The 21,933-nt window shown below is 72.8% G+C and carries 24 protein-coding genes and 1 pseudogene; 12 read left to right on the forward strand and 13 right to left on the reverse strand.

What is annotated here, in order from left to right:
* Window positions 1–13: 13 nt before the first annotated feature.
* From ABD844_RS30360 to ABD844_RS30370, 3 genes are read right to left on the reverse strand one after another with little or no spacing between them, the layout of a single operon-like run.
* Window positions 14–1,189 (reverse strand): UDP-N-acetylmuramoyl-tripeptide--D-alanyl-D-alanine ligase, encoded by a 1,176-nt coding sequence (locus ABD844_RS30360; RefSeq protein WP_425568690.1) that lies wholly within the window; start codon window positions 1,187–1,189, stop codon window positions 14–16.
* Window positions 1,190–1,222: 33 nt separating this feature from the next.
* The gene (locus ABD844_RS30365) at window positions 1,223–1,393 is read right to left on the reverse strand and encodes a hypothetical protein (protein ID WP_344885713.1); all 171 of its coding nucleotides are present in this window, start codon (window positions 1,391–1,393) and stop codon (window positions 1,223–1,225) included.
* Window positions 1,390–2,346 (reverse strand): D-alanine--D-alanine ligase family protein, encoded by a 957-nt coding sequence (locus ABD844_RS30370; protein WP_344885785.1) that lies wholly within the window; start codon window positions 2,344–2,346, stop codon window positions 1,390–1,392. Before ABD844_RS30370 ends, ABD844_RS30365 begins: the two co-directional genes overlap by 4 nt.
* A gap of 239 nt (window positions 2,347–2,585) precedes the next feature.
* Here ABD844_RS30370 and hemC point away from each other — a divergent pair, with 239 nt between their 5' ends.
* Window positions 2,586–3,521, forward strand: coding sequence for a hydroxymethylbilane synthase (hemC, locus tag ABD844_RS30375; RefSeq protein ID WP_344885716.1), 936 nt, complete (start codon window positions 2,586–2,588; stop codon window positions 3,519–3,521).
* Window positions 3,522–3,582: 61 nt separating this feature from the next.
* On the opposite strand, the gene ABD844_RS30380 is transcribed toward hemC, so the two are convergent.
* Complete coding sequence (locus ABD844_RS30380; protein WP_344885719.1) at window positions 3,583–4,350, reverse strand: class I SAM-dependent methyltransferase; 768 nt, start codon at window positions 4,348–4,350, stop codon at window positions 3,583–3,585.
* A 68-nt stretch (window positions 4,351–4,418) separates the two neighbouring features.
* Here ABD844_RS30380 and ABD844_RS30385 point away from each other — a divergent pair, with 68 nt between their 5' ends.
* Complete coding sequence (locus ABD844_RS30385; protein WP_344885722.1) at window positions 4,419–5,105, forward strand: hypothetical protein; 687 nt, start codon at window positions 4,419–4,421, stop codon at window positions 5,103–5,105.
* Here ABD844_RS30385 and ABD844_RS30390 read toward each other — a convergent pair.
* The 6 genes from ABD844_RS30390 to ABD844_RS30415 form a co-directional block, all read right to left on the reverse strand.
* Window positions 5,062–6,207: an RNA polymerase sigma factor gene (locus ABD844_RS30390; protein ID WP_344885724.1), complete on the reverse strand. Its 1,146-nt coding sequence runs from the start codon at window positions 6,205–6,207 to the stop codon at window positions 5,062–5,064. The genes ABD844_RS30385 and ABD844_RS30390 overlap by 44 nt on opposite strands.
* Window positions 6,204–6,611, reverse strand: a complete 408-nt coding sequence (locus ABD844_RS30395; RefSeq protein WP_344885727.1) for a YciI family protein — start codon at window positions 6,609–6,611, stop codon at window positions 6,204–6,206. Before ABD844_RS30395 ends, ABD844_RS30390 begins: the two co-directional genes overlap by 4 nt.
* Before the next feature lie 255 nt (window positions 6,612–6,866).
* Window positions 6,867–7,232: a hypothetical protein gene (locus ABD844_RS30400; RefSeq protein ID WP_344885730.1), complete on the reverse strand. Its 366-nt coding sequence runs from the start codon at window positions 7,230–7,232 to the stop codon at window positions 6,867–6,869.
* Between the two features lie 289 nt (window positions 7,233–7,521).
* Complete coding sequence (locus ABD844_RS30405) at window positions 7,522–8,478, reverse strand: endonuclease/exonuclease/phosphatase family protein (protein ID WP_344885733.1); 957 nt, start codon at window positions 8,476–8,478, stop codon at window positions 7,522–7,524.
* Between the two features lie 70 nt (window positions 8,479–8,548).
* Complete coding sequence (locus ABD844_RS30410) at window positions 8,549–9,826, reverse strand: MFS transporter (protein ID WP_344885736.1); 1,278 nt, start codon at window positions 9,824–9,826, stop codon at window positions 8,549–8,551.
* 332 nt (window positions 9,827–10,158) lie between these two features.
* The gene (locus ABD844_RS30415; RefSeq protein WP_344885739.1) at window positions 10,159–10,617 is read right to left on the reverse strand and encodes a MarR family winged helix-turn-helix transcriptional regulator; all 459 of its coding nucleotides are present in this window, start codon (window positions 10,615–10,617) and stop codon (window positions 10,159–10,161) included.
* A gap of 57 nt (window positions 10,618–10,674) precedes the next feature.
* Between ABD844_RS30415 and ABD844_RS30420 the strand changes: the two genes are divergently transcribed.
* From ABD844_RS30420 to ABD844_RS30430, 3 genes and pseudogenes are all read left to right on the forward strand, one after another.
* Entirely contained in the window at window positions 10,675–11,454 is a 780-nt protein-coding gene (locus ABD844_RS30420) for an alpha/beta fold hydrolase (protein ID WP_344885742.1), read from the forward strand.
* A gap of 219 nt (window positions 11,455–11,673) precedes the next feature.
* Complete coding sequence (locus ABD844_RS30425; RefSeq protein WP_344885745.1) at window positions 11,674–12,792, forward strand: serine hydrolase domain-containing protein; 1,119 nt, start codon at window positions 11,674–11,676, stop codon at window positions 12,790–12,792.
* A gap of 115 nt (window positions 12,793–12,907) precedes the next feature.
* Window positions 12,908–13,670 (forward strand): annotated as a pseudogene (locus ABD844_RS30430) (TSUP family transporter).
* Here the strand turns inward: ABD844_RS30430 and ABD844_RS30435 are convergent.
* Window positions 13,617–14,852, reverse strand: a complete 1,236-nt coding sequence (locus ABD844_RS30435; protein WP_344885748.1) for an MFS transporter — start codon at window positions 14,850–14,852, stop codon at window positions 13,617–13,619. The pseudogene ABD844_RS30430 and the gene ABD844_RS30435 overlap by 54 nt on opposite strands.
* Entirely contained in the window at window positions 14,849–15,601 is a 753-nt protein-coding gene (locus tag ABD844_RS30440) for a DeoR/GlpR family DNA-binding transcription regulator (protein ID WP_344885751.1), read from the reverse strand. The genes ABD844_RS30435 and ABD844_RS30440 overlap by 4 nt, the downstream gene beginning before the upstream one ends.
* A gap of 44 nt (window positions 15,602–15,645) precedes the next feature.
* Between ABD844_RS30440 and ABD844_RS30445 the strand changes: the two genes are divergently transcribed.
* The 3 genes from ABD844_RS30445 (at window position 15,646) to ABD844_RS30455 (ending at window position 17,601) form a co-directional block, all read left to right on the forward strand.
* Window positions 15,646–16,617 carry a helix-turn-helix transcriptional regulator gene (locus ABD844_RS30445; RefSeq protein WP_344885754.1) on the forward strand — a complete coding sequence of 324 codons (972 nt, stop codon included), beginning with the start codon at window positions 15,646–15,648 and terminating at the stop codon, window positions 16,615–16,617.
* Between the two features lie 74 nt (window positions 16,618–16,691).
* The gene (locus tag ABD844_RS30450) at window positions 16,692–17,321 is read left to right on the forward strand and encodes a LysE family translocator (RefSeq protein WP_344885757.1); all 630 of its coding nucleotides are present in this window, start codon (window positions 16,692–16,694) and stop codon (window positions 17,319–17,321) included.
* A 67-nt stretch (window positions 17,322–17,388) separates the two neighbouring features.
* Window positions 17,389–17,601, forward strand: coding sequence for a hypothetical protein (locus ABD844_RS30455; protein WP_080040151.1), 213 nt, complete (start codon window positions 17,389–17,391; stop codon window positions 17,599–17,601).
* A 28-nt stretch (window positions 17,602–17,629) separates the two neighbouring features.
* Here the strand turns inward: ABD844_RS30455 and ABD844_RS30460 are convergent, their stop codons facing one another.
* Window positions 17,630–18,850 (reverse strand): aminotransferase class I/II-fold pyridoxal phosphate-dependent enzyme, encoded by a 1,221-nt coding sequence (locus ABD844_RS30460; protein ID WP_344885764.1) that lies wholly within the window; start codon window positions 18,848–18,850, stop codon window positions 17,630–17,632.
* A gap of 226 nt (window positions 18,851–19,076) precedes the next feature.
* Between ABD844_RS30460 and ABD844_RS30465 the strand changes: the two genes are divergently transcribed.
* The 4 genes from ABD844_RS30465 to ABD844_RS30480 form a co-directional block, all read left to right on the forward strand.
* Window positions 19,077–19,325, forward strand: a complete 249-nt coding sequence (locus ABD844_RS30465) for an acyl carrier protein (RefSeq protein ID WP_344885768.1) — start codon at window positions 19,077–19,079, stop codon at window positions 19,323–19,325.
* Window positions 19,325–20,551, forward strand: a complete 1,227-nt coding sequence (locus tag ABD844_RS30470; RefSeq protein WP_344885772.1) for a beta-ketoacyl-[acyl-carrier-protein] synthase family protein — start codon at window positions 19,325–19,327, stop codon at window positions 20,549–20,551. The genes ABD844_RS30465 and ABD844_RS30470 overlap by 1 nt, the downstream gene beginning before the upstream one ends.
* A complete protein-coding gene (locus tag ABD844_RS30475; RefSeq protein WP_344885775.1) occupies window positions 20,523–21,674 on the forward strand; it encodes a hypothetical protein in 1,152 nt (383 codons plus the stop codon). Before ABD844_RS30470 ends, ABD844_RS30475 begins: the two co-directional genes overlap by 29 nt.
* 34 nt (window positions 21,675–21,708) lie before the next feature.
* The coding region (locus tag ABD844_RS30480) for an NAD(P)H-binding protein (protein WP_344885778.1) at window positions 21,709–21,933 on the forward strand (225 nt) is incomplete at its 3' end.

A 21,933-nucleotide genomic window follows, 5' to 3' on the forward strand; every position in this document is an offset into this window, starting at 1 on the left:
GTGCGAGCCGAGGTCAGGCGTCGGCCAGCGCACGGGCGAAGGCGCCGAGCCCGATCTCGCTGGACGCCTTGACGAACACCACGTCTCCCGGTTCGACAAGCGCGGTGGCCAGCCTGAGCGCCCCGGCCACGTCCTCGGCGGCGTGGACGGCCACGCCCTGGTCCGAGGACTCCGCCGCCTGCGCCATCGCGAGCGGATCCCCTGCTCCGACCGCGATCAGCACGTCGAAGCGGAGGTCGGCGACGAGCCGGCCCATCTCCGCGTGCCGGGCGCGGGAGGCGTCCGCCTGCTGCCCCATCGCGCCGAGCACGGCCACGGTACGACGGGCGCCGGCCAGAGCCCTCGCCGCCCGCAGCCCGGCCCGCATGGATTCGGGGTTGGCGTTGTAGGCGTCGTTGACGATGGTGATGCCGTCAGGTCGTTCGACGATCTCCAGCCGGCCCGCGGAGCGCCGCCGGGCGGCGTTCAGGCCGTCGGCGATCTCGGCGACGCCCAGGCCGAGTACGGTGGCGACGGCGGCGGCGGCCAGGGCGTTGCCCACCTGGTGCTCGCCTATGAGGTCGAGTCCGACCGGGGCGCGGCCGGCGGGCGTCACCAACTCGAACGCGGTTCGCGCGCGGTCGGCCATCCGCACCTCTTCCGCTCGCACCTGCGCCCGCGCCGACCTGCCGTACCACAGGATCGGGGCCCTGGTGCGGCCGGCCATGCCCCTGACGTAGGGGTCGTCGGCGTTCAGCAGCGCGAACCCGTCCGCCGCGAGCGCCTCGACCAGCTCGCCCTTGGCCTCGGCCACGTCGGCCGGCCCGGTTCCCATGCGCTCCACATGCGCGGTGCCGACATTGAGCACCAGCCCGACCTGGGGCGGCGCGAGCCCGGTCAGGTACGTCAGATCGCCCTTCCGGCCCGCGCCCATTTCCAGCACCAGGTATCGGGTGGTGGCATCGGCGCGCAGCACGGTGAGCGGCAGCCCCAGCTCGTTGTTGAACGACCTGTCGGTGGCGACCGTCGCGGCATGCCGTTCGAGCACCTGGGCCAGCAGGTCCTTGGTCGTCGTCTTGCCCACGGAGCCGGTCAGGCCGATCACGGTCGGGCTGATGTGCTCGAGCAGGTGCCTGGCCAGCAGGCCGATCGCGAGCTGGACGTCCTCGACCACGAGGGCGGGCACGCCGACGGGCCTCGCGGCCAGCACGGCGACGGCGCCGCCCGCGACGGCTCGGGCCGGTCAGTCGTGACCGTCGACGCGGGCGCCGACCGTCGCGGCGAACAGGCCGCCAGGCGCCACCTCGCGCGAGTCGACCGCCGAGGGCGCCGTCACCAGCGCCTGCGGGTCGCGCACGTCACACAGGCGCGCGCCGACGACCCGCGCGATCCTGTCCAGCGTCATGGGGATCACGAGCCGCTCCTGGCGAACGCGAGGTCGATGAGGCGGCGCAGCAGGTCCGGGTACGGGACACCGCTCGCGGCCCAGGCCCTGGCGTAGACGGAACGGGAGGTGAAGCCGGGCATGGTGTTGATCTCCAGCACGAACAGGCGTCCGGTGTCCTCCTCATAGAGGAAGTCGGCACGGGACAGGCCGTAGCCGCCGATCGCCCGGAAGGCGCGCAGGGCCAGCTCGCGCACGTCCTCGGCGACCCGTTCCGGCAGCACGGCGGGGATGGCGGCGATCTCGGCCCGGCTGAGGTACTTGGCCTCATAGTCGAGCCAGTCGCCGGGCACGATGAGCTCGCCCGGCACCGAGGCGTCCGGAGCGTCATAGCCGCCGAGCACGCCGCAGATGATCTCGCGCGCGGTCACGCCCTGCTCGACGATGACCACCCGGTCGTGGGCCAGCGCCAGATCCACGCCTGCGCGCAGCTCCTCCATGGAGGTGACCCGTGAGATGCCGATGGAGGAGCCCATGCTCGCCGGTTTGACGTACATCGGCCAGTCGAGCGACTTCACCAGACCCCAGTGGTCGGTGGTGGTGCGCCATTCGTGCTCGGTGAACCACACATGTGGGGTGACCGGAATGTCCTCCGCCAGGAAGGCGCGGCGCATCGCGACCTTGTTCATGGCCACGGCGGAGGCCATGACGCCGCAGCCCACGTACGGGATGCCCAGCGTCTCCAGGTGACCCTGGACGACGCCGTCCTCGCCGAACGGGCCGTGCAGCACGGGGAAGACCACGTCCGCCAGACCGCGTCGCAGCTCCACCGGCCACCTGCCCTGCCGGTCGATGATGACGGCGACGGGCTCGTACAGGTCCCTCGGCAGGGCATCGAGCACGGCCTGCGCCGACTGCAGCGAGACCTCGTGCTCGGCGGACGGCCCACCCGCCAGCACAGCCACGCGTACGCGTTCAGTCACGATCAATGAGCCTTCCTCGGTGGCACGGCGACGGCACCGGCAGCGGCACGGCGTTCGCCGTCGCAGGATGAGCCTGCCGAGTGTCGGCTCTCCGGCTGACCGGTTCCCAGGCCATTCGCTGTCCACTTCCTGACCGAAGCGCACCGAAGCGCACCGACGCGCACAGCCCGACGGCATCTCCGAGGCAGGCATCGGGATTACTCATCGAGGCGGAGCGGTGACGGTCTACGATGCCAGGCATGGCCGTCCCCGAGCTGATCCGCATCGTCACCCGTTCCTCCCCCATGGCGCTCGCCCAGGTCGAGCGAGTCCGCCACGAGCTAGCCGAGCTGCACCCCGGCATCCGGACGGAAGTCGTCCCGGTCACCACCTCGGGCGACAGGTGGCAGGGCGCCCTGTCGGCGCTCGGCGGGAAGGGCGCCTTCACCAAGGAGGTCGACGAGGCGCTGCTCGCGGGGCAGGCCGACGTGGCCGTGCACTGCATGAAGGACGTGCCGGCCGACCGGCCGCTGCCCGCCGGGACGGTGTTCGCCGCCTACCTCAAGCGGGACGACCTGCGCGACGCCCTGGTCCACCCCGGCGGGCTCACGCTGGACGAGCTGCCGGAAGGGACCCGGGTCGGCACCTCGTCGGTCCGGCGCATCGCCCAGCTCGCCTCCTCCCACCCGCACCTGCGGTGCGTGCCGATGCGCGGCAACGCCAATCGCCGCCTGGACAAGCTCGACGACGGCCAGGCCGACGCGCTCCTGCTGGCCGTGTCCGGGCTGGAGCGGATCGGCATGCGGAGCCGGATCAGCGAGGCGCTGTCGCTGGAGACGATGTGCCCGCCCATCGGCGCCGGCGTGCTCGCCCTGCAGTGCAGGCAGGACGACGCGGCGACCATCGACGCCGTCGCCGGGCTGGGGCACGCCGACACCTGGCGCGAGGTCACGTCCGAGAGGATGCTGCTGCACGTCCTCCAGGGGCACTGCAACAGCCCGATCGCCGGATACGCCCGCGCGGAGCGCGACGGCCGTCTGTCGCTGCGGGCCCGCGTCTTCACGCCGGACGGCAAGACGGTCCTGGACGCCCACGAATGGGCGGGCCCGCTCGACCCGGCGACTCTGGGCACGTCGGTGGCCGTCGCCCTGCTGCGCCAGGGCGCGCGGGACCTCATCGACGCCATCCCACACTGATCGCCGCCGACGTCACACGCCCCGAGCCGGGGAGAGCAGTCGGGCCAGGTCCGGCCGGGCGTTACCGTTCCCGGCGCCGACGCGCGACATGGACGATGACGTCGGCGGAGATCTCGACCGTCGCGGGCAGCACCCGCCTGATCCGGCCGAACACCTGCTCCCGCGCCACGGGCGGCAACATGAGATAGGCCGAGACGGTCGAGAGATAGCCGAGGTAGTCGTGGGCGCTCATCGTCAGGCGCCGCTCGACCACGCACTGCCGAACGTCGGCGAACCACTCCGCTCGCTGGAGCTCCGTACCCGGCCACTGCATGGCCTGCTCCGGGGGCGTCCCGTCCGGGGACGGGATCTCGTCGCCGGCCAAGAACGGCGACCGCGCCGCCCGAACAGCCTCCGCCACGGCCGGGTCGGCCAGATGGAACGGCCCGCCGAACGAGGCGAACACCCCGCCCGGCTCCAGCAGCGTGGCCATGCGGGACCACCGATCCTCCGGGCTCGTCCAGTGCAACGCCGCGGCCGCGTAGACCAGCCCGTACCGCTCGCCGGGTCGCAGGTCCTCGAACGCGGCCCGCACGGTCCTGACGTCCGCCGGGACGTGCTTGCGCAGCTTGGCGAGCATGGCCCCATCGGGCTCGGTCGCGGTGACCACGACCCCTCGTCGAGCGAACAGCCGGGTCGCCTTTCCCGTCCCGGCGCCGATTTCCAGAGCGGTCCGTACGGGCTGGGCCGCGTAGGCCATCACCACGTCGAACAGCTCGTCGGGATAGCCTGGCCGGAACCGTTCGTAGGCTTCCGCGATCTCTCCGAAGCTCAGCGCGCGACTGGACATGCCGAGCATCCTGACACGAGCCGCACCGCCAGCGCTTCGTTTGCCGAGACGGCCCGAAGGCTTCACGTGTGTTCGCCGCTGATGCTGCGGAGATCACTCAGTTCAAAGTCGATCCATTCGAGAAAGCTGGTCGTCCCGTGTTCAGTGAGGTCGCGAAGCGTTACGCCGAGTTGGTTCGCCGGATGCCGTGGGAGCACATGGCGTGCACGGTGACACTCCCTGACCATGGCGTACTGACGGTCGGAGACGCGGTGCGCCGGCTTGGGCTCGACGCCGCCGTCCCGCATGCCTCGGGAGAGGGGGAGCCGGAGGATCTCGGCCTCCAGCAGGTCGGCGTCGGCGTCGTCACGTGGTCGAACAACCCTTACCCCGATGGCAAGGAGCTGACGGATCGACTCGGTGGTGCAGGATTCCGGCACTGGTATCTGGCCGTCGACATCGAGGGCAACACCACCCTGTACGCCCGCTACGGAGACAACGACGGACAGCTTCAATTCCCCGAACCTGAGTGGATGCCCTTCATCCCCTGGACCGAACAGATCGGGCCGCTGGCGCCCTATGCGGAGATGTTCGCCGCCGTCTACGACACCTGGTCCGGCGAGCCCGAGACCTGGACGGACAACCCCGAGGTGTCGGTGGTGGGCACGTGCCTTGCGGTGATCGAGCTGGAAAGCGGCGTTCGCCTGGACAAGGAGATGAGCAGGGGTCCGCTCAAGGGCGCGGCGGTTGCCGTACGCGGGCGGCCTCTCGGGTGAGGTGGTCGCGTTCCGGAACGCTGGTGGCGGCGCGGGCGGCCGCGGCGTACAGCTCGGCGGCGCGTTCGAGGTCGCCGGCGCGTTCGCGCAGGTACGCCGTCACCGCGGTGTGCCGGGGCACGTCGGGGGGCACGTCGGCCAGCGCCGCCAGACCGGCCTGCGGTCCGTCGGCCTCGCCGACCGCCACCGCGCGGTTGAGCCGTACCACCGGGCTGCCGGTGAGGCGCAGCAGTTCGTCGTACCACTCCACGATCTGCACCCAGTCCGTCTCGCAGGTCGTACGGGCGTCCGCGTGCAGGGCGGCGATCGCGGCCTGCGCCTGGTATTCGCCCAGCCGGTCACGGGCCAGCGCGCCCTGCAGAATCGCCACCCCCTCGGCGATCAGGCCGGTGTCCCAGAGCGACCGGTCCTGCTCGGCGAGCGGCACCAGGCGGCCACCCGGGCCGGTACGGGACACGCGGCGCGCATGGTGCAGCAGCATGAGCGCGAGCAGCCCCGCGACCTCGGGCTCGCCGGTCAGGGCGACGAGCTGGCGGGTCAGGCGGATCGCCTCGGCCGCCAGGTCGACGTTTCCGCCGTACCCCTCGTTGAAGACGAGGTAGAGCACGCGCAGCACCGTCCCGAGATCGCCGGGCTGGTCGAGCGGCAGCCCAGCGATCCGCCGCTTGGCCCGGCTGATCCGCTGCGCCATGGTCGCCTCGGGGACGAGGTACGCCGTCGCGATCTGCCGCGTCGTCAGGCCGCCCACCGCGCGCAGCGTCAGGGCGACGGCCGCCGCCTGCGGCAGGGTGGGGTGCGCGCACAGGAAGTACAGCCGCAGCGTGTCATCCGTGGCGGGCGCAGGACCGGCGGGAGGCTCGGCCTCCACGGCGAGTTCCCGGCCCCGCCGCGACGCCTCGGCACGGGCGGCGTCGAGGAACTTGCGCCACGCGACCGCGACGAGCCAGCCCTTCGGATCGCGCGGTGGGTCGTCGGGCCAGGTGTCCACCGCCCGGATCAGCGCCTCCTGCACGGCGTCCTCGGCCGACGCGAAATCGGCGCCGCGCCGGACGAGGACACCGATCACCGCGGGTACGAGCTCCCGCAGCAGCGAGTCGTTCAATCGGTCACCGTGTGCGACTCGGTGAGAAACGGCCGGACCTCGAGCCACTCGTGGATCGGCTCGCCACCGGCCCCCGGAGCCGCGGACAGCTCCCCGGCCAGTTGGACCGCGCGATCCCAGGACTCCACGTCGATGATCATCCAACCGGCGATCAGGTCTTTCGTCTCGGCGAACGGACCGTCGGTCACCGGCGGCCGCCCCTCGCCGTCATAGCGGACGAACGCGCCCCCGGGCGCCAGCGCCTGGCTGTCGACGAACTCGCCCGTCTCCTCCAGCCGGGCCGCGAAGTCACGCATGTACTGCATGTGCGCGTCGACCTCCTCCGGCGTCCACCGGTCCATCGGCGCCCAGTCGGAAGCCGGGGCCGGGGCACCTCGGTAGTGCTTCAGCAGCAGGTATTTCATGGTCGTTCTCCCTTTCGTCGCGCGGCCCGTCGTGGCCACTCGTGTCCCTGGGACGGAGCCGGCGCCGCATTCTCGACACCGTCCAGGACACTCGACGAAATTTCTCAGGGTGCTCCCGCCTCGGTGTGGTTCCCGAGGCTTCTCCGCGCGGTCAAAGCCGACCGTATCGGATCGCGTCCCGCGGCGGGGCTCGGGCGGTCAGGCGGGCGACGCGGCCCCCGCACGGTCGAGCGGCGGGGGCCGGTCAGGCGGTCGTCAGTCGGCGCAGATGGCGAAGACGCTGATGCCGACGTCGTTGTAGCCGATCTGGCGGCCGATGCCGATCCAGCCGCGTCCGTCGTCGGTGGGGAACGACCCCACCAGGATGGCCCCGTTGCCGCGCGCCTCTGCGCCGCCGCCGAGGACGCGCTTGGAGCCGGGGCAGTGGAGCGTGCGGCGTTGGAAGTTGGGGACGTTGGCGTTGGGCAGGGTGACGAGCTGGTAGCCGGGAGGCAGGGCCGCCGCTTGGTGAGCGGCTGCCGCGACCGGGGTGGACGCCTGGGCGGCGACGACGGCGCCCGTCACGCACGCCGCCGTCGCGAGAGCGGTGATGGACAGGATCAGGGACTTCTTGGACTGCATGGTTTCTCCTTCTGTCCTGTTCCCTGTTGGGCACGGCTTCCGGGCAGCAGGCGGCACGTGGGAGGGTGCGTGTGCTGGGGGTGACGTGAGCTCAGGGAGTATGAACCTGACACGCTGAGTATCCGGTCAGTCGCACTCCGTGTCCATAGGTGGCCGCGTCAAATGATCCGAACCGATTCCGGGGGGGTCAGTGGCACCGGGGCGCGGAGGGTCGCGAACACACGGCGGCGGTGCGGGCCGTGGCGTGGCGTTGCACGGGCTCCCCCTGGTGGAGGCGGGAGCCCGCGGGCTACTGGCCTGTCACCGTCACCGAGGCGAAGGCGTTGACGATGCGGTGGTCGGAGCAGGCCCTGTCGCGGTTGGCGCCGCAGATGTGCCCGATCGGCTGGGAGTCCTCCCGGTAGCCGGTGAGCTTGCCGGCCTCGGCGAACACGAGGTCCACCTTGCCCGGCTGGCCGCACGAGCCCGGGGTTCCGCCCTCCGTGGTCTGCTCTCCCCAGCCGGGGCAGATCGGGTCCTGGTCGTCGAGTTCGTGATAGCGGCCGCGGTTGCCGGTGTTGTTCACGGTGTCGACCGTGGGGGAGTACCAGCCGTCGAGCAGCGGGCTGTGCGGCTGGAGGTTGAAGTCCCCGGCGATCAGCACCGTGTCGCCCTGGGCGCGGTAGCGCTCGATGACGTCGTGCACGTAGGCGAGCTGCGCCGCCTGGGAGTCCTTGACGTACGTGAGGTGGGTGGTGCAGAACCGCAGGTGCGGCAGGGCGGCGACGGGCGCGCACAGCAGCTTGCGCTGTTTGTCCTCGGCGGCCTGCGGAAGTGTGAACCGGTCGGTGGGGCCGAGGGCGAAGCGGCTGAAGATCGCGACACCGTAGCCCGTTCCCGCGCAGTATTTCGGGTCGTCGGCGGGGGTCATTCGTTCGTAGCGGGCGAAGTTGAGCGGGTTCTGCGGCCAGCCGATCCGCTGCAGGTGGTCGATCACCGCGCCGTACTGGTTGTGGCACATCTCGTTGACCGACACGAAGTCGGGCTTGCGGGCGCTGATCGAGCCGCCGATCGCCTGGATGATGCCGTTGGTCGTGGAGCCGAGATGGGTGCCGTGGCCGCCGATGTTCCAGTGCCAGATCTGGTACGTCGTGGCCGTGCTCATGCGGGCGTGGGACGGTGCAGTCGTCGTCACGGCGATCGTGACCGCCATCGCGATCACCGTCCACAGCCGTCGCGAGGCGCCTCGCGATAAACCGATCTTCATATGATCAATGTGCACCACTTCTCCTGTCATGACACCTGTCAGGTGACCGGTCTGCCGAAAACCCGCGGGCTCAGTGCGGCCGGGCGAGGCCGTCCGCCGTACCGGGCAGGTTCCGGCCCAGGCGGGCGAGCGGGGACGTGGCCATGAAGAGCGGAGACAGCGCCAGCGCGACGGCGGCCAGCAGCAGGCTCGTCCGCGGCCCGGCCACGCCGGCGAGATGGCCACCCAGAAGGGAGCCGAGCGGGGTCAGGCCCATGCCGAGGAAGTTGACCGTCGCGACGACCCGGCCCTGGAGGGGGATGGGGGTGATGGCCTGGCGTACCGTCACGACGGTGACGTCCACCACCTGGCTGAAGACGCCGAACAGGAAGTTCACGGCCATGAGCGCGGCGACCGTGAGCGCGGACGAGCCGTGCAGCGCGGGGACGCACAGCATCACGCCGTCGGCGAGCACCGCGGCGGACACCATCACGACGCCGTAGCCGTACCGCGCGGGCAGTGTGGCCGCCAGCACGGAGCCCACCAGCGCGCCCGGCCCCATCGCCGCCAGCACCAGCCCGATGGCGACGCCGGACAGGTGCAGCGTACGCGGCAGGAACAGCAGGTAGACGGTCATGAACGCGGCGAAGGAGAACTGGAAGAGCGCCGAGGAGATCCCCACCGCGCGCAACGAGGCGTTGCCGGCGACGAGGCGCAGCCCCTCGTGGATCTGCCGCCACACACCCGCCTCCCGCGCAGAGGGCGGTTCGGGCATCGGCTCGGGACGGCGGATCCGCTGGATCGACAGGAACGACAGGGTGAAGAAGAACGCGCTCGCCGCGAGGGCGATCGGCGCGCTGAGAAGCGACACCAGCGCGCCGCCGAGCGCGGGCGCCGCGATCCGGGCCGCGGAGCCGCTGCCTTCGAGCGCGCTGTTGCCCTGGGCGAGCTGCCCGCGTCTGACCAGACGTACGAGGCAGGCGTGGTAGGCCACGTCGAAGTACACGGTGAGGACGCCGACGAGGAACGCGACCAGGAGCAGCAGCGGGATGTCCAGCAGGCCGAGGAGGTACGCGGCGGGGACGACCGCGAGCACCACGGCCCGGCCGGAGTCGGCCAGCACCATCACGGTGCGGGAGCGCCGGCGGTCCACCCAGGCGCCGACGAGGAGCGAGAGCAGCAGGATCGGCGCCTGCTGGACGGCGCGCAGGGCGCCGGTCTGGTGGGGGTCGGCATTGAGCGCGACCACGGCGACGAGCGGCAGGATGACCTGGCAGGCATGAGCCCCCAGTTGGGAGGCGGTCTGGCCGGCCCAGAGCCGGCGGAAGTCGTCATCGCGCCACAGGCTCGGCGGACGCGGGTCGTTCATCGACGGCCTCGCACGGGTGGACGCGCGGGCACGTCAGGGGGAGCGAACGGCACAGAGGTTCCTCGAAGTCGCTGAGAACGATGCCCGCCGAGGGGAGCGCGGGCAGGGGAAGGCTCGCTGTGCCGCAGGTCGGATACGGCACGCGGTGACAGGTCAGGAGTTACCTGGGGACGTCAGCGCGTGCTCGGTTGGCCGGGCATCTCCGCTCCTCCAAGGATCGTTCGCTGTGCGGAGCCTAACCGTCGGGCATCGCGGCGGACAAGGCGATTAAGCCCTCCTGCCCGGCCACCGCATCGCGGCCCGCCCGCCCGCCGGACGGCGGGAAGCCCGGCTCAGTCCATGTCGATGGCGTCGAGGTGCCGGAGCAGGCGGGAGAGGACGCGCACGCAGGCGTCGACCTCGGTGTCCGTGAGGCCCTCGCCGACCTGGCGCAGCACCGCGCGCTCGCGGTCGATCACGGTGGTGATGGCGGCCCGGCCCTCCTCGGTCAGCCGGATGAGCGAGGACCTCTTGTGGGCCGGATTGGGCGCGAACTCGACCAGCCCTCGCGCGGCCGCGTCGTTGATCATGCGCTGGACGAACTGGCGGCTCAACGCCTGCGCCCGGCCCATCTGCGGGACCGTCATGGGCCCGTGCCGGAGGAGGAGGTTGAGCACCGCCCGCACTCCCACCGACAGCCCTTCGATGGGCGCGTCCTGCTCCACCTGGCGATAAGCCCGCCGATACAGCGGGCCCACCAGGTCGAACACCTCGGAGAGCCGGTCGGCCGGCTCGGAGTCCTTCTCGTTCACCTCACCATGATGACACCCAGGTTGTCATCTTTGCGCAAAAATGACACCCTGGTTGTCATGAAGGACCTCTTCTGGCTCGACACCGGCACCGGCCGGCCCCTCGTCCTCCTGCACGGCGGCTTCGTGGACCACCGCATGTGGGACGCCCAGATTCCGATCCTCGCCTCGCGATACCGCGTCATCGCCCCCGACGCCCGCGGCCACGGCCGCTCCGCCAACCCCACCGGGCCGTACCGGCTCACCGACGATCTCGCCGCGCTGCTGCGCCATCTGGACACCGGGCCCGCGGTCCTGGCCGGGGTGTCCATGGGGGCGGGCGTCGCGGTCGACACCGCGCTGGAGCACCCGGAGCTGGTGGCCGCCGTGGTCGTCAGCGGCGCGGGGACCAGCCAGCCCTCCTTCTCCGACCCCTGGACCACCCAGGCCCTGGCCACCTGGCACGCGGCGATGGCCGCCGGTGACCTGGACGCCTCGGTCGAGGGGTTCATGCTCTTCGCCGCGGGGCCGTACCGGACCCTGGACGACCTCGACCCGGAGTTCGCCGGACGCCTGCGCCGGTTGGCCAGGGACACCATGTCCAAGCACACCGTCGGCGAGCCCCAACACCTCGTCCCGGTGCTCGACACCTGGGAGCGCATCGCCAAGATCGACGTCCCGGTGCTGGCCGTCAACGGCGCCCTCGACTCACCCGACCACCTCACCATGGCCGAACGGCTCGCCCGAACCGTCGCCGACGGCCGCACGGTCTCGATCGACGGCACCGCCCACTACCCCAACATGGAACGTCCGGACCGCTTCAACGACCTCCTCGAAGACTTCCTGCGTTCCCTTTCCTGAAGACGGCGGGCAAGCATCGACTCCAACGTCCGGCTCCACCGGCTGGAGGAGGTGGAATCGGTCATTCGGTCATTCATGGTCTCCTCCCGGGGGCGGAGATCAGGGGCCGGAAATCAGGGTCGCCGTGGGTGCGGTCTCCGATGCCTGACCGTTCTGTCATGTCCGATCTTGATGCGGTCGGAGCCCGAGGGCCGGGCTCCGCAGGATCGGAGGAACGACATGAAGGCGACCAGCACCAGAGCGACCGTCGCGGCCTGCCTGGCCGTGGCCATGGCGGCCATGGCGGCCACGGCGGCCGGTCCCGCCGTCGCGGCCGGGGCCGGGGCGGCGGTCGGGCGCGAAGACTGGCAGGGGCTGCTGGACGGGATCGTCGCCGCCGGCGCGGTGTCCGCGATCGCCGAGATCAGGGACGGGAACACCACCTGGCGCGGCACCGCGGGCAAGGCCACGATGGGCGGCTCCCGTCCGGCGGCGGTGGACGGGAAGTTCCGGATCGGGAGCGTGACCAAGTCGTTCACGGCGGCCACCGTGCTCGACCTCGTGGGCGAGGGGAAACTTCGCCTGTCCGACAGAGTGGAGCGGTGGCTGCCCGGCCTGGTGGACGGGGGCGCGGGCATCACGGTCAGGAACCTGCTCCAGCACACCAGCGGGATCCCCGACTACGCCGAGGACCTGTTCGACGAATGGGGTGTCCCCAAGGAGCGCTTCCGCACCTGGTCGGCCCGCGAGTTGGTGGAACGGGTCAAGGGCCAGCCTGCCGAGTTCCGGCCGGGGACCAGGTTCGGCTACTCGAACACGAACTACATCGTGCTCGGCCTGCTGATCGAGCGCGTCACCGGCAGACCGTACGCGACGGAGGTCAAGGAGCGGATCCTGCGCCCGCTCGGCCTGCGGAACACCACCCTGCCGGGCGCCTCGCCGGAGGTGCCGCGCCGGCACGCGCACGCGTACGCGCCCGTCACCAGGGACGGCACGCGCGTCCCCGTGGACGTCACGCGCTTCGACCCCACCATGGCCGGGGCGGCGGGCGAGATCATCTCCACCACCGCCGACCTCAACCGGTTCTACCGCGCCCTGTTCCAGGGCAGGCTGCTGCGCCCGTCCCTGCTGAAGGAGATGACGGACCTGACGGCGGCCGAGGGGTACGGGCTCGGGCTGGAGGCGGGGAGCCTGCCGTGCGGCCTGGCCTGGGGACACGGCGGGGGCACCCGGGGCTACTCGACGGTGGCGTTCAGCTCGGCGGACGGCAGGCGGCAACTGGCCCTGTCCTTCACCCCGTACCACGGGGACCCCGAGCCGGCCGCTCTGACGTTGCTGACCTCCGTCCTGTGCCGGTAGGTCGGCGTCCTGTGCGGACAGGCCGGGCCCTCGACGGGGGCAGGGGCGGCCGGGCGGCTGAAATCACGGCTTGTACACTCTTGACGTTTCTCGGGGGATTTCGGGGGAGTGGCGCGTGCCGCTGGAGCAGGTCCTGGTGTTGCTGACCGCGGCGGCCGGAGCGGGGTGGGTCGACGCCGTCGTGGGCGGCGGCGGCCTGTTGCAGCTCCCCGCCATCCTGATGACCGGCATGCCGACGGTCGAGGCGATGGCCACCAACAAACTGTCGTCGGTGTTCGGCACCGCCTCGGCCGCCGTGACGTACACGCGCTCGACCAAGGTGGACCGCCAGGTGGTGATCCCGGGCGCGGCGCTGGCCGTGGTGAGCGCCGGGCTGGGCGCGTGGGCGGCGGCGGCGATCTCGGCCGACGTGCTGCGGCCCGCCGTCATGGTGGTGCTGCTGGCGGTGGCCGCGTTCGTGACATTACGCCCGGCGATGGGCGCCGTGCCCGTCCCGCACCTGCGTACCGGGCCCAGGGTGGGGGTGGCGGTGGCGACGGCGGGCGTGGGCATCGCCTTCTACGACGGCATCATGGGGCCGGGCACCGGGACGTTCCTCATCATCGCCTTCACCACCATCCTCGGGCTGGACTTCGTCTCGGCGTCGGCCTCCGCGAAGATCATCAATGTCGGGACCAATGTCGGGGCGCTGGTGGTGTTCGGGGCGCAGGGGCACGTGCAGTGGGCGCTCGGGCTCGGCATGGCGGTGTGCAACGTGGCCGGGGCCCAGCTCGGCGCGCGGATGGCGCTCAAGCAGGGGCGCCTCGTTCGTACGGATCGTGCTGCTATGCGTGGTGGTGGCGATGGTGGTCAGGCTCGGCTGGCAGCAGTTCGCCTGAACCCGAGCCTGAGCCTGAACCCGAGCCTGGCGCCGAAGCTGTGGGCGAGCCCGAGCCGCCCCGCACCCGCAGCGCCGTCGCCGTCAGGGCGACGAACGCGGCCAGCAGCGCCGGGATGGCCAGCGCCCGCGGCAGCCCCGCCAACTCGGCGACGCCCCCGATGAACACCGGCCCGCTCAGAAAGCCCAGGTAGCCGATCGAGGCCACCCGGGCTAACGCACGCCCGGCGAAGGCCGGATCACGGTGCCCGGCCGCCGAGAACACCTGCGGCACGATGCACGACAGCCCCGCCCCGAAGCAGGCGAACCCGAGCACGCCCGCCACCGGATGCCCGCCCAGCAGCGCCAGCCCCAGCCCGGCCGCCGCGAGCAGCCCGCAGCAGCGCACCAGCGCCACCGGCCCGAACCGGGCGGCCAGACGATCGCCCGCCAGCCGCCCCGCGGTCATCATGATCGAGAACGCCGCGTAACCGGCGGCGGCGAAGCCCGGCGAGGCCGCCAGGTCCTCCCGCAGGTAGACCGAGCTCCAGTCGGCCGAGGCCCCCTCGCCCACCATGCACGAGAACGCCAGCACGCCCAGGAACAGCGTCCCCTTCGGAAGCCGGGCCCGCTCACCGGCCGTGGGCGCCGGAGCGGGGGAGGAACGCAGAGCCCAGCGCGCCGCCCACACCGCCAGCACCACGATCACCGCGCCCGCCGACCAGAACGTGACCGCCGGAGTCAGCTCGTGGTGCGCGAACAGCCCGCCCGCCGTCGCCCCGGCGAACCCGCCGACGCTGAAGACGGCGTGGAAGGACGACATGATCGGCCGTCCGTGGGCCCGCTCCACCTCCACGGCGTTGGCGTTCATGGCCACGTCGAGGACGCCGTGCACGACCCCGAACAGCAGCAGCGCCACCGCCAGCGTCCCGAGGTCCCTGGCGTAGGCGGGCGGCACCAGGACCACGCCCTGCAGCAGGGCCGCCGGGACCAGGACGCGGTTGCTGCCGTAGCGGTCGACCAGCCGGCCCACCGCCGTCATCCCCGCCATCGCCCCGGCCGCGATGGCCAGCAGCGCCAGGCTCAACTCGCCGTCGCCGAGCCCCAGGCGCTCCTTGACGGCCGGGATGCGCGCCGTCCACGTGCCCACGGCCGCGCCGGACAGGAAGAACAGCAGGCTGACGGCGACGCGCTCGCGTCTCACCCGGCCTCCCTGACCAGCGCTCCGGCCGCCACCAGCGCGTCGCGCTCCTCCGGGGGGATGCCGGGATCGGTCACCACCACGTCGAGCCGGTCGATCGGGCACACCGCGCCGAACGCCGTACGGGTGAACTTGCCCGAGTCGCACGCCACGACCACGCGCCGCGCCGCGCCGATGGCCGCCTGCTTGACCGCCACCTCGGGCAGGTCGTGCGCGGTCAGGCCGTGCTCGGCGGACAGGCCGCAACAGCCGATCACCGCCGTGTCGAAGCGCAGCGCCCTGATCGAGCTCTCGGCGAGCGGGCCCATCACGTTCAGCTCGCCCTTGCGCACCTCGCCGCCGGGCAGCACCAGCCGGACGCGTGGCGCGGTGGCCAGCACCCGTACGGCCTGCAGCGCCAGCGGCAGCACGGTCACGCGCCGGTCGACCAGGGCGCGGGCGACCTCCAGCACGGTGGTGCCGCCGTCGAGCACCACCGCCTCGCCGTCGGCGATCAACGCGGCCACCTCCGCGCCGATGCGCCGCTTGGCCTCGACGGCCTCCTGCTCGCGCACGCCGAACGGCGGCTCCTCGCCGCGCAGCAGCAGCGACAGCGCGCCGCCCCTGACCCGGCGCACCACCCCCTGCTGGGCCAGCTCGTCGAGGTCGCGCCTGATCGTCATCTCCGAGACGCCGTGCTCGACGGCCAGCTCGGCCACGGACACGCTGTCATGCGTACGCAAGGTGTTCATGATGGCTCGCACACGATCCATGTGTTCATACAAACACGAGATATGTGCGGAATACAATGAGAGTCATGCGTGCCAGCCGCCTGCTCTCGCTGCTCCTGCTCCTGCAGACGCGCGGCCACATGACCGCGCCCGAGTTGGCGGCCGAGCTGGAGGTGTCGGTACGCACCGTCTACCGCGACGTCGAGGCGCTGTCGGCGGCCGGGGTCCCCGTCTACGCCGACCGCGGCCCCGCGGGCGGCTACCGGCTGCTCGACGGCTACCGCACCCGGCTCAACGGGCTGACGGCCGAGGAGGCGTCCTCGCTGTTCCTGGCCGGGCTGCCGGGCCCGGCGGCCGAGCTGGGCCTGGCCGAGGTGGCGGCCAACGCGGAGCTGAAGCTGCTCGCCGCGCTGCCGCCCGAGCCGCGCTCCCACGCCGCCCGGATGCGCGAGCGCTTCCTGCTGGACGTGCCCGGCTGGTACCGCTCGGCCGACGACGTGCCGCACCTGACCGAGGTGGCCGAGGCGGTGTGGGACCAGCGGCCGTTGCACATGACCTACCGGCGCTGGGGCCGCAAGGAGGTGGACCGGGTGGTCCACCCGTACGGGCTGGTGCTCAAGGGCGGCTCCTGGTACCTGGTGGCGGCGCCGCCCGACGGCTCGCCGCGTACGTACCGGGTGGCGCGCATCCTGACGCTGGAGACGCTGCCGGGGCGGTTCACGCCGCCGGAGGGGTTCGACCTGGGGGAGTTCTGGCGGGCGTACGCCAAGGAGTTCCGCGAGCGGATGTACACCGCCGAGGCCGTCATCAAGCTCGCCCCCGGGCGGGGCGACCTGCTGGCCTACACCATGGGCGCGGACGTGGTCGGCGCCGCGCTGGCCGCCGCCGGGGAGCCCGACCCGGAGGGCTGGCTCACGCTCACCGTGCCGGTCGAGTCGATCACGCACGCGCGCTGGCTGCTGCTGCGCATGGGCGCGGACGTCGAGGTGCTCGACCCGCCGGAGCTGCGGGCCCTGATGAGCGAGGCGGTCACGGAGCTGGGCAAGCTCTACGGCTGAGCCCCCGGCCGCAGGCCGGTGGGGGCGCCGGTAAATCGGGCGATTTCTGGACGCCGGTCTGTCAGCATCCCGGCATGTACCTTCTCGCTTTCGTCGGCGCGTGCGTCCTGGTGGCCATGGCGCCCGGGGTCAGTACGGCCATCATCCTGCGCCAGACCGTCCGCGCGGGCCGCGGCTCGGGGCTGGCCGCCACGCTCGGCAACGAAATCGGCATCCTGCTGTGGGGCCTGGCCGCCGCGTTCGGGCTGTCGGCCCTGCTCGTGGCCTCGCAGCTCGCGTACGACATCATGCGCGTGACCGGCGCCGCCGTGCTCGTCGTGATGGGCGCCCAGGCGCTGTGGCAGGCCCGCAAGGGCGCGCACACGGCGGACGCGGGCCCGGTGCCCGAGGGGGAGGCGCTGCCGGGCCTGCGCGCCCCGTTCCTGGCCGGTCTGGGGACGTGCCTGGCCAACCCGAAGGCGGCGGTGTTCGCGATGTCGTTCCTGCCGCAGTTCGTCCCGGCCGGGCAGAACGTGACGGTGACGCTCGTGACGCTGGCCGTGGTCTGGGTGGCGGTGGACCTGGTCTGGTACGGCCTGCTCGTCTGGGCGGTGGCCAAGGCCAGGGAGTGGCTGGGCCGGCCCGTCGTCAAGCGGCGGCTGGAGCAGGTCTCCGGCGTCGTGCTGATCGGGCTGGGCGTGCGGATGGCGGTCGAGAGCAGGTGACGATCCGTCCACCGGCACTCTGGCGACAGAGGAGGTCCATGGGCGGTCGCTGGATTACCTTTGGTGCATGACGAACGACCTGGCGACCCTCATGAGACAGGCTCAGGACGACGACCCGCTGCTCGCCCTGCACGCCACCACCGCGTTGCGCCGGGAGATCGAACGTCTGGAGGCGGTCCAGGTGCGGCGGGCCCGCGTGGCGGGGCTGGCCTGGGCGCAGATCGCCGACGCGATCGGCGTGAGCAAACAGGCCGTGCACAAGAAGTACGGCCGCCGCTGACCCACCGGCCATGGGGGCCGCGTGATGCCTAGGCGGGCACCGGCGCCGAGCCGCCCCCGACGCCGCCCCCAACACCGAGGCGGCGGGTCACCGTGGCGACCGCCTCCAGCATCCGGTCGACCTGTGTGGAGGTGTGCGCGGCGGTGACGCTCAGGCGGATCAGCGCCGACCCCTCGGGCACGCCGGGCGGCAGCATCACGTTGGCCAGCACCCCCTCCGCCAGCAGCCCCGCCCAGAACCGGCAGGCCGCCAGCGCGTCGCCCACCCGCAGCGACACGGTGGGCGTGCCGCCCGGCGGGATCGCGAACCCCATCGCGACCAGCCCCGACCGCAGGCGCTCGGCAGCCGACAACGCGGCCCGGCGGCGCTGCGGCTCCGTACGGATGATGTCGAGCGCGGCCAGCGCCGCCGCCGTGCAGGACGGCGGCAGCGACGCCGAGAACAGCGCCGCCCGCGCCGTGTGCCGCAGGTAGTCGATGACGTGCCGGGGCCCGGCCACGGCCCCGCCCAGCGTGCCGAAGCACTTGGAGAAGGTCACCGTCTGCACGTCGACCGCCGCGCCCAGGCCGTAGTGCTCGGCGGCGCCCCGCCCCCCGGCCCCCAGCAGCCCCGCGTCGTGCGCGCTGTCGAGCACCACCCGAGCCCCGTGCCGCGCCGCGAGCTTGGCGATGCCCGGCAGGTCGCACAGGTCGCCCCCGACCGAGAACATGCCCTCGGTCAGCACGAACACCCCCTCCTCCGGCCCCGCCTCCTCCAGCAGGGCGCCGAGCTGGGCCATGTCGTTGTGCCGGAAGCGCCGCAGGCGGGCCTGGCCGAGCCGGGCGGCGTCGAGCAGCGAGGCGTGCGCGTGCCGGTCGGCCAGCAGCACGTCACGCGGCCCGAACAACGCGCTGAGCGCCAGGTTGGCCTGGTAGCCGGTGGAGACCACCATCGCCGCCGGCCGCCCGAGGAACTCCGCCAGCTCCCGCTCCAGCCGCTGGTGCAGGGCCAGCGTGCCGTTGAGGGCCCGCGAGCCGGAGTTGCCCGAGCCCAGCCGGCACAGCGCCGCCGTGCCCGCCTCCTTCAGCCGGGGATCGTCCGACAGCGCCAGATAGTCGTTGGACCCGGCCATCAGCACCCGCCGACCCTCCACCACGGCCTCACCACCGCCCGGCCGCTCCTCCACCGGCAGATAGAAGGGGTAGAGGCCGGGCTCGGCCAGCGCCTCGATCTCCTGCGGGAGCCGGCATTTGACGAACGGGTCGGTCACGCGGCACTCACTTTCCGGCTCAGTCCGAAGCATTCCGGCGACTCACTCCGCATCGGACGATCGTAGCTGACAGTGTCCGAACGTAAGAGTAGAGTAACCGCCGCCGGTCCGGGCCGTGCATTCGGACCGCGCATTCCGGACCGGGCACTTTTGTGCCGGGCGGCGGCCTCGGCCCGCGCCCCGACCCCAGCCCGGCGAGCCCCTACATCCGACGAAGGACGTACGTATGACAGAGGAAGAGATCTTCCACCAGCTCCGCGCCATCTGCGCCCGGATCCTCTCCGTGGACCCGGCGCGCATCACCCGCGACACCGACCTGCGCGAGGAGCTGGACGCCGACAGCCTCGACATGGCCGAGCTGGCCGCGGCCAGCGAAGACCGCTTCAAGCTCGTGGTCGACCTCGACACCGCCAAGCAGGCGCGCACCCTGGCCGACGTGACCACCCTGGTCCGCGCCGGGGCCCAGGCCGGCTGATGCGCGGACGGGTCCGCGTCGCCGTCACCGGCCTGGGGGTGCGCACCCCGGCCGGAAACGACCTGCGCACGTTCTGGGGCACGCTGGTCGACGGGCGTTCCACCGCGCGCGCCATCACCTCCTTCGACGCCGGCGGCCTGCCCGTCGGCTTCGCCTGCCAGGTGCCCGCCTTCGACGTCTCCCCCTACGTGAGCGGCAAGCAGGCCCGCCGCATGGACCGCGCGACGCTGCTGGCCGTGTTCGCGGCCCTCGACGCGCTCGCCGACGCGGGCGGCCCGCACGTCCCGCCCGAGCGCCGCGCGGTCGTCACCGGCACCGCGCTGAGCGGCACCGAGACCACCGAGGCCACGCTGCTCGGCCACGCCGAGCCCGGCGACGCCCGGCCGACCGCCCTCTACATCCCGCGCACCATGCCCAACGCCGCCGCCGCCTTCGTCAGCATGCGCCACCGGATCCTGGGGCCCAGCCTGACCGTCTCCACCGCCTGCGCCTCCGGCGGCCACACGATCGGCGAGGGGCTGCGCCTGCTCCGCGACGGCTCGGCCGACCTGGTGGTGGCCGGCGGCACGGAGGCGTGCGTCACGCCCACGATCCTGCTCGCCTTCCACCGCTGCGGCGCGCTCTCGCAGCGCACCGCCGAGCCGGAGCGCGCCTCGCGCCCCTTCGACGCCGCCCGCGACGGCTTCGTGCTGGCCGAGGGCGCGGCGTTCGTGGTGCTGGAACGCCTCGACGACGCCGTACGCCGCGGCGCCCGCGTCTACGCCGAGCTGGCCGGCTACGGCCGCACCTCCGACGCCCACCACCTGACCATGCCCGACCCCAAGGGCGAGGGCGCGGAGCGGTGCGTACGCCAGGCGCTGGACGACGCCGGCCTGCGGCCGGAGGAGGTGGCGCACGTGAACGCCCACGGCAGCGGCACCCCGCTCAACGACGTCACCGAGGCCCAGGTGATCGCCCGCCTGTTCGGCCCCGGGCAGGTGCCGGTCACCTCGACCAAGAGCGTGCTCGGCCACGCGATCGGCGCGGCGGGGGCGATCGAGGCCGTGGCCGGCGTGCTGACCGTGCACGAACGCCTCGTCCACCCCACCATCAACCTCGACGTCCTCGACCCGGAGTGCGAGATCGACGTGGTGCGCCGGCCGCGCCCGCTCGGGCCCGGCGCGGTCGTGTCCAACTCGTTCGCCTTCGGGGGCCACAATGCGAGCCTCGTCTTCGCCTCCGTCTAGCGCGCTCGCCGAGCCGGTACGCGGCCGGCGCGCGCTCAGGGAGTTCGTCGAGCTGCCCTACCTGCTGCACGGGCGCGACCCGCACTTCGTGCCACCGCTGCGCGGTGAGTGCCGGTGGCTGCTCGACCGGCGGCGCAACCCGTTCTTCGCCTACGGTGACGTCGAGCTGTTCACCGTGCGGCGGGGCGGGCGCGTCGCGGGCCGGATCGCCGCCGTGCACAACCCCCGCCACAACGCCGTCCACGCCGCGAGCGACGGGTTCTTCGGCCAGTTCGCCTGCGCCGACGACCCCTCGGTCGCGGGCGAGCTGGTGACGGCGGCGGCGCGGTGGCTGCGCGGGCGCGGGCTGGAGACGATGCTGGGGCCGGTCAACTTCACCACGAACGATGAGTGCGGGGTGCTGGTGGAGGGGTTCGGGGCGCCGCCGAGCGTGATGATGCCCTACAACCCGGCCTACTATCCGGCGTTGCTGGAGTCGTCCGGGCTGGCCAAGGCGAAGGACCTGTGGGCGTGGGAGCTGGGCGGCGGGCCGGTGGAGGAGCGGCTGCTGGGCGTGGCGCGGCGGGCCGAGCGGCGCCACGGGCTCACCGTGCGCGCCCTCGACCCGGCCGCCTTCGAGGCCGACATGCTGCGGGTGAAACGGGTCTTCGACCGGGCCTGGCGCGGCAACTGGGGGTTCACGCCGATGACGGAGGCCGAGTTCGAGGTGGTGGCGCGGCGGCTGCGCAGGGCCATGCGGCCGCAGCTCGTCCAGCTCGCCGAGGTGGCGGGAGAGCCGGTCGCGGTGGCTCTGGTGCTGCCCGACCTCAACCAGGCGCTGCCGGCCGCGCGGGGGCGGCTGAGCCGGTTCGGCCTGCCCGCCGGGCTGGTCCGGCTGTCGCTGGCGGCGCGGCGCATCGACCGGGCGCGGGGGGTGCTGTTCGGCGTCGTCCCGCATCTGCGCGGCCGGGGTGTCGAGAGCGTGCTGTTCGCCCGCGCGGTGGAGGCCATCGCCGCCTGCGGCTACCACGGGGGCGCCGAGCTGAGCTGGACGCTGGAGGACAACCGGGCGGTCAACCGCTACCTGGCCGGGGCGGGCTGCACGCGCGCCAAGACGTACCGCATCTACGGGTGTGCCCTGTGACGGGCGTCTGCGGCCCGCCGATCGGGTGCGCGTGGTGAGCCGCGTCCGCTACCTGGTCACGGGCGCGACCGGGTTCGTCGGGTGGCGGCTCACCCGCCTGATCCTCGCGCGCGGCGGCGCCGTCACCGCGCTGGCCCGGCCCTCGCCCCGTGCCGAGGCGCTGCGGGCGGCGGGCGTCGAGGTGGTGCACGGCGACCTCGCCACCGGCTGGGGCACCCCGGAGGCGGTGCGCGGCGCCGACCGGGTGATCCACCTCGCC

The sequence above is a fragment of the Nonomuraea antimicrobica genome, from assembly GCF_039536965.1.
Classification (GTDB): Bacteria; Actinomycetota; Actinomycetes; order Streptosporangiales; family Streptosporangiaceae; genus Nonomuraea; species Nonomuraea antimicrobica.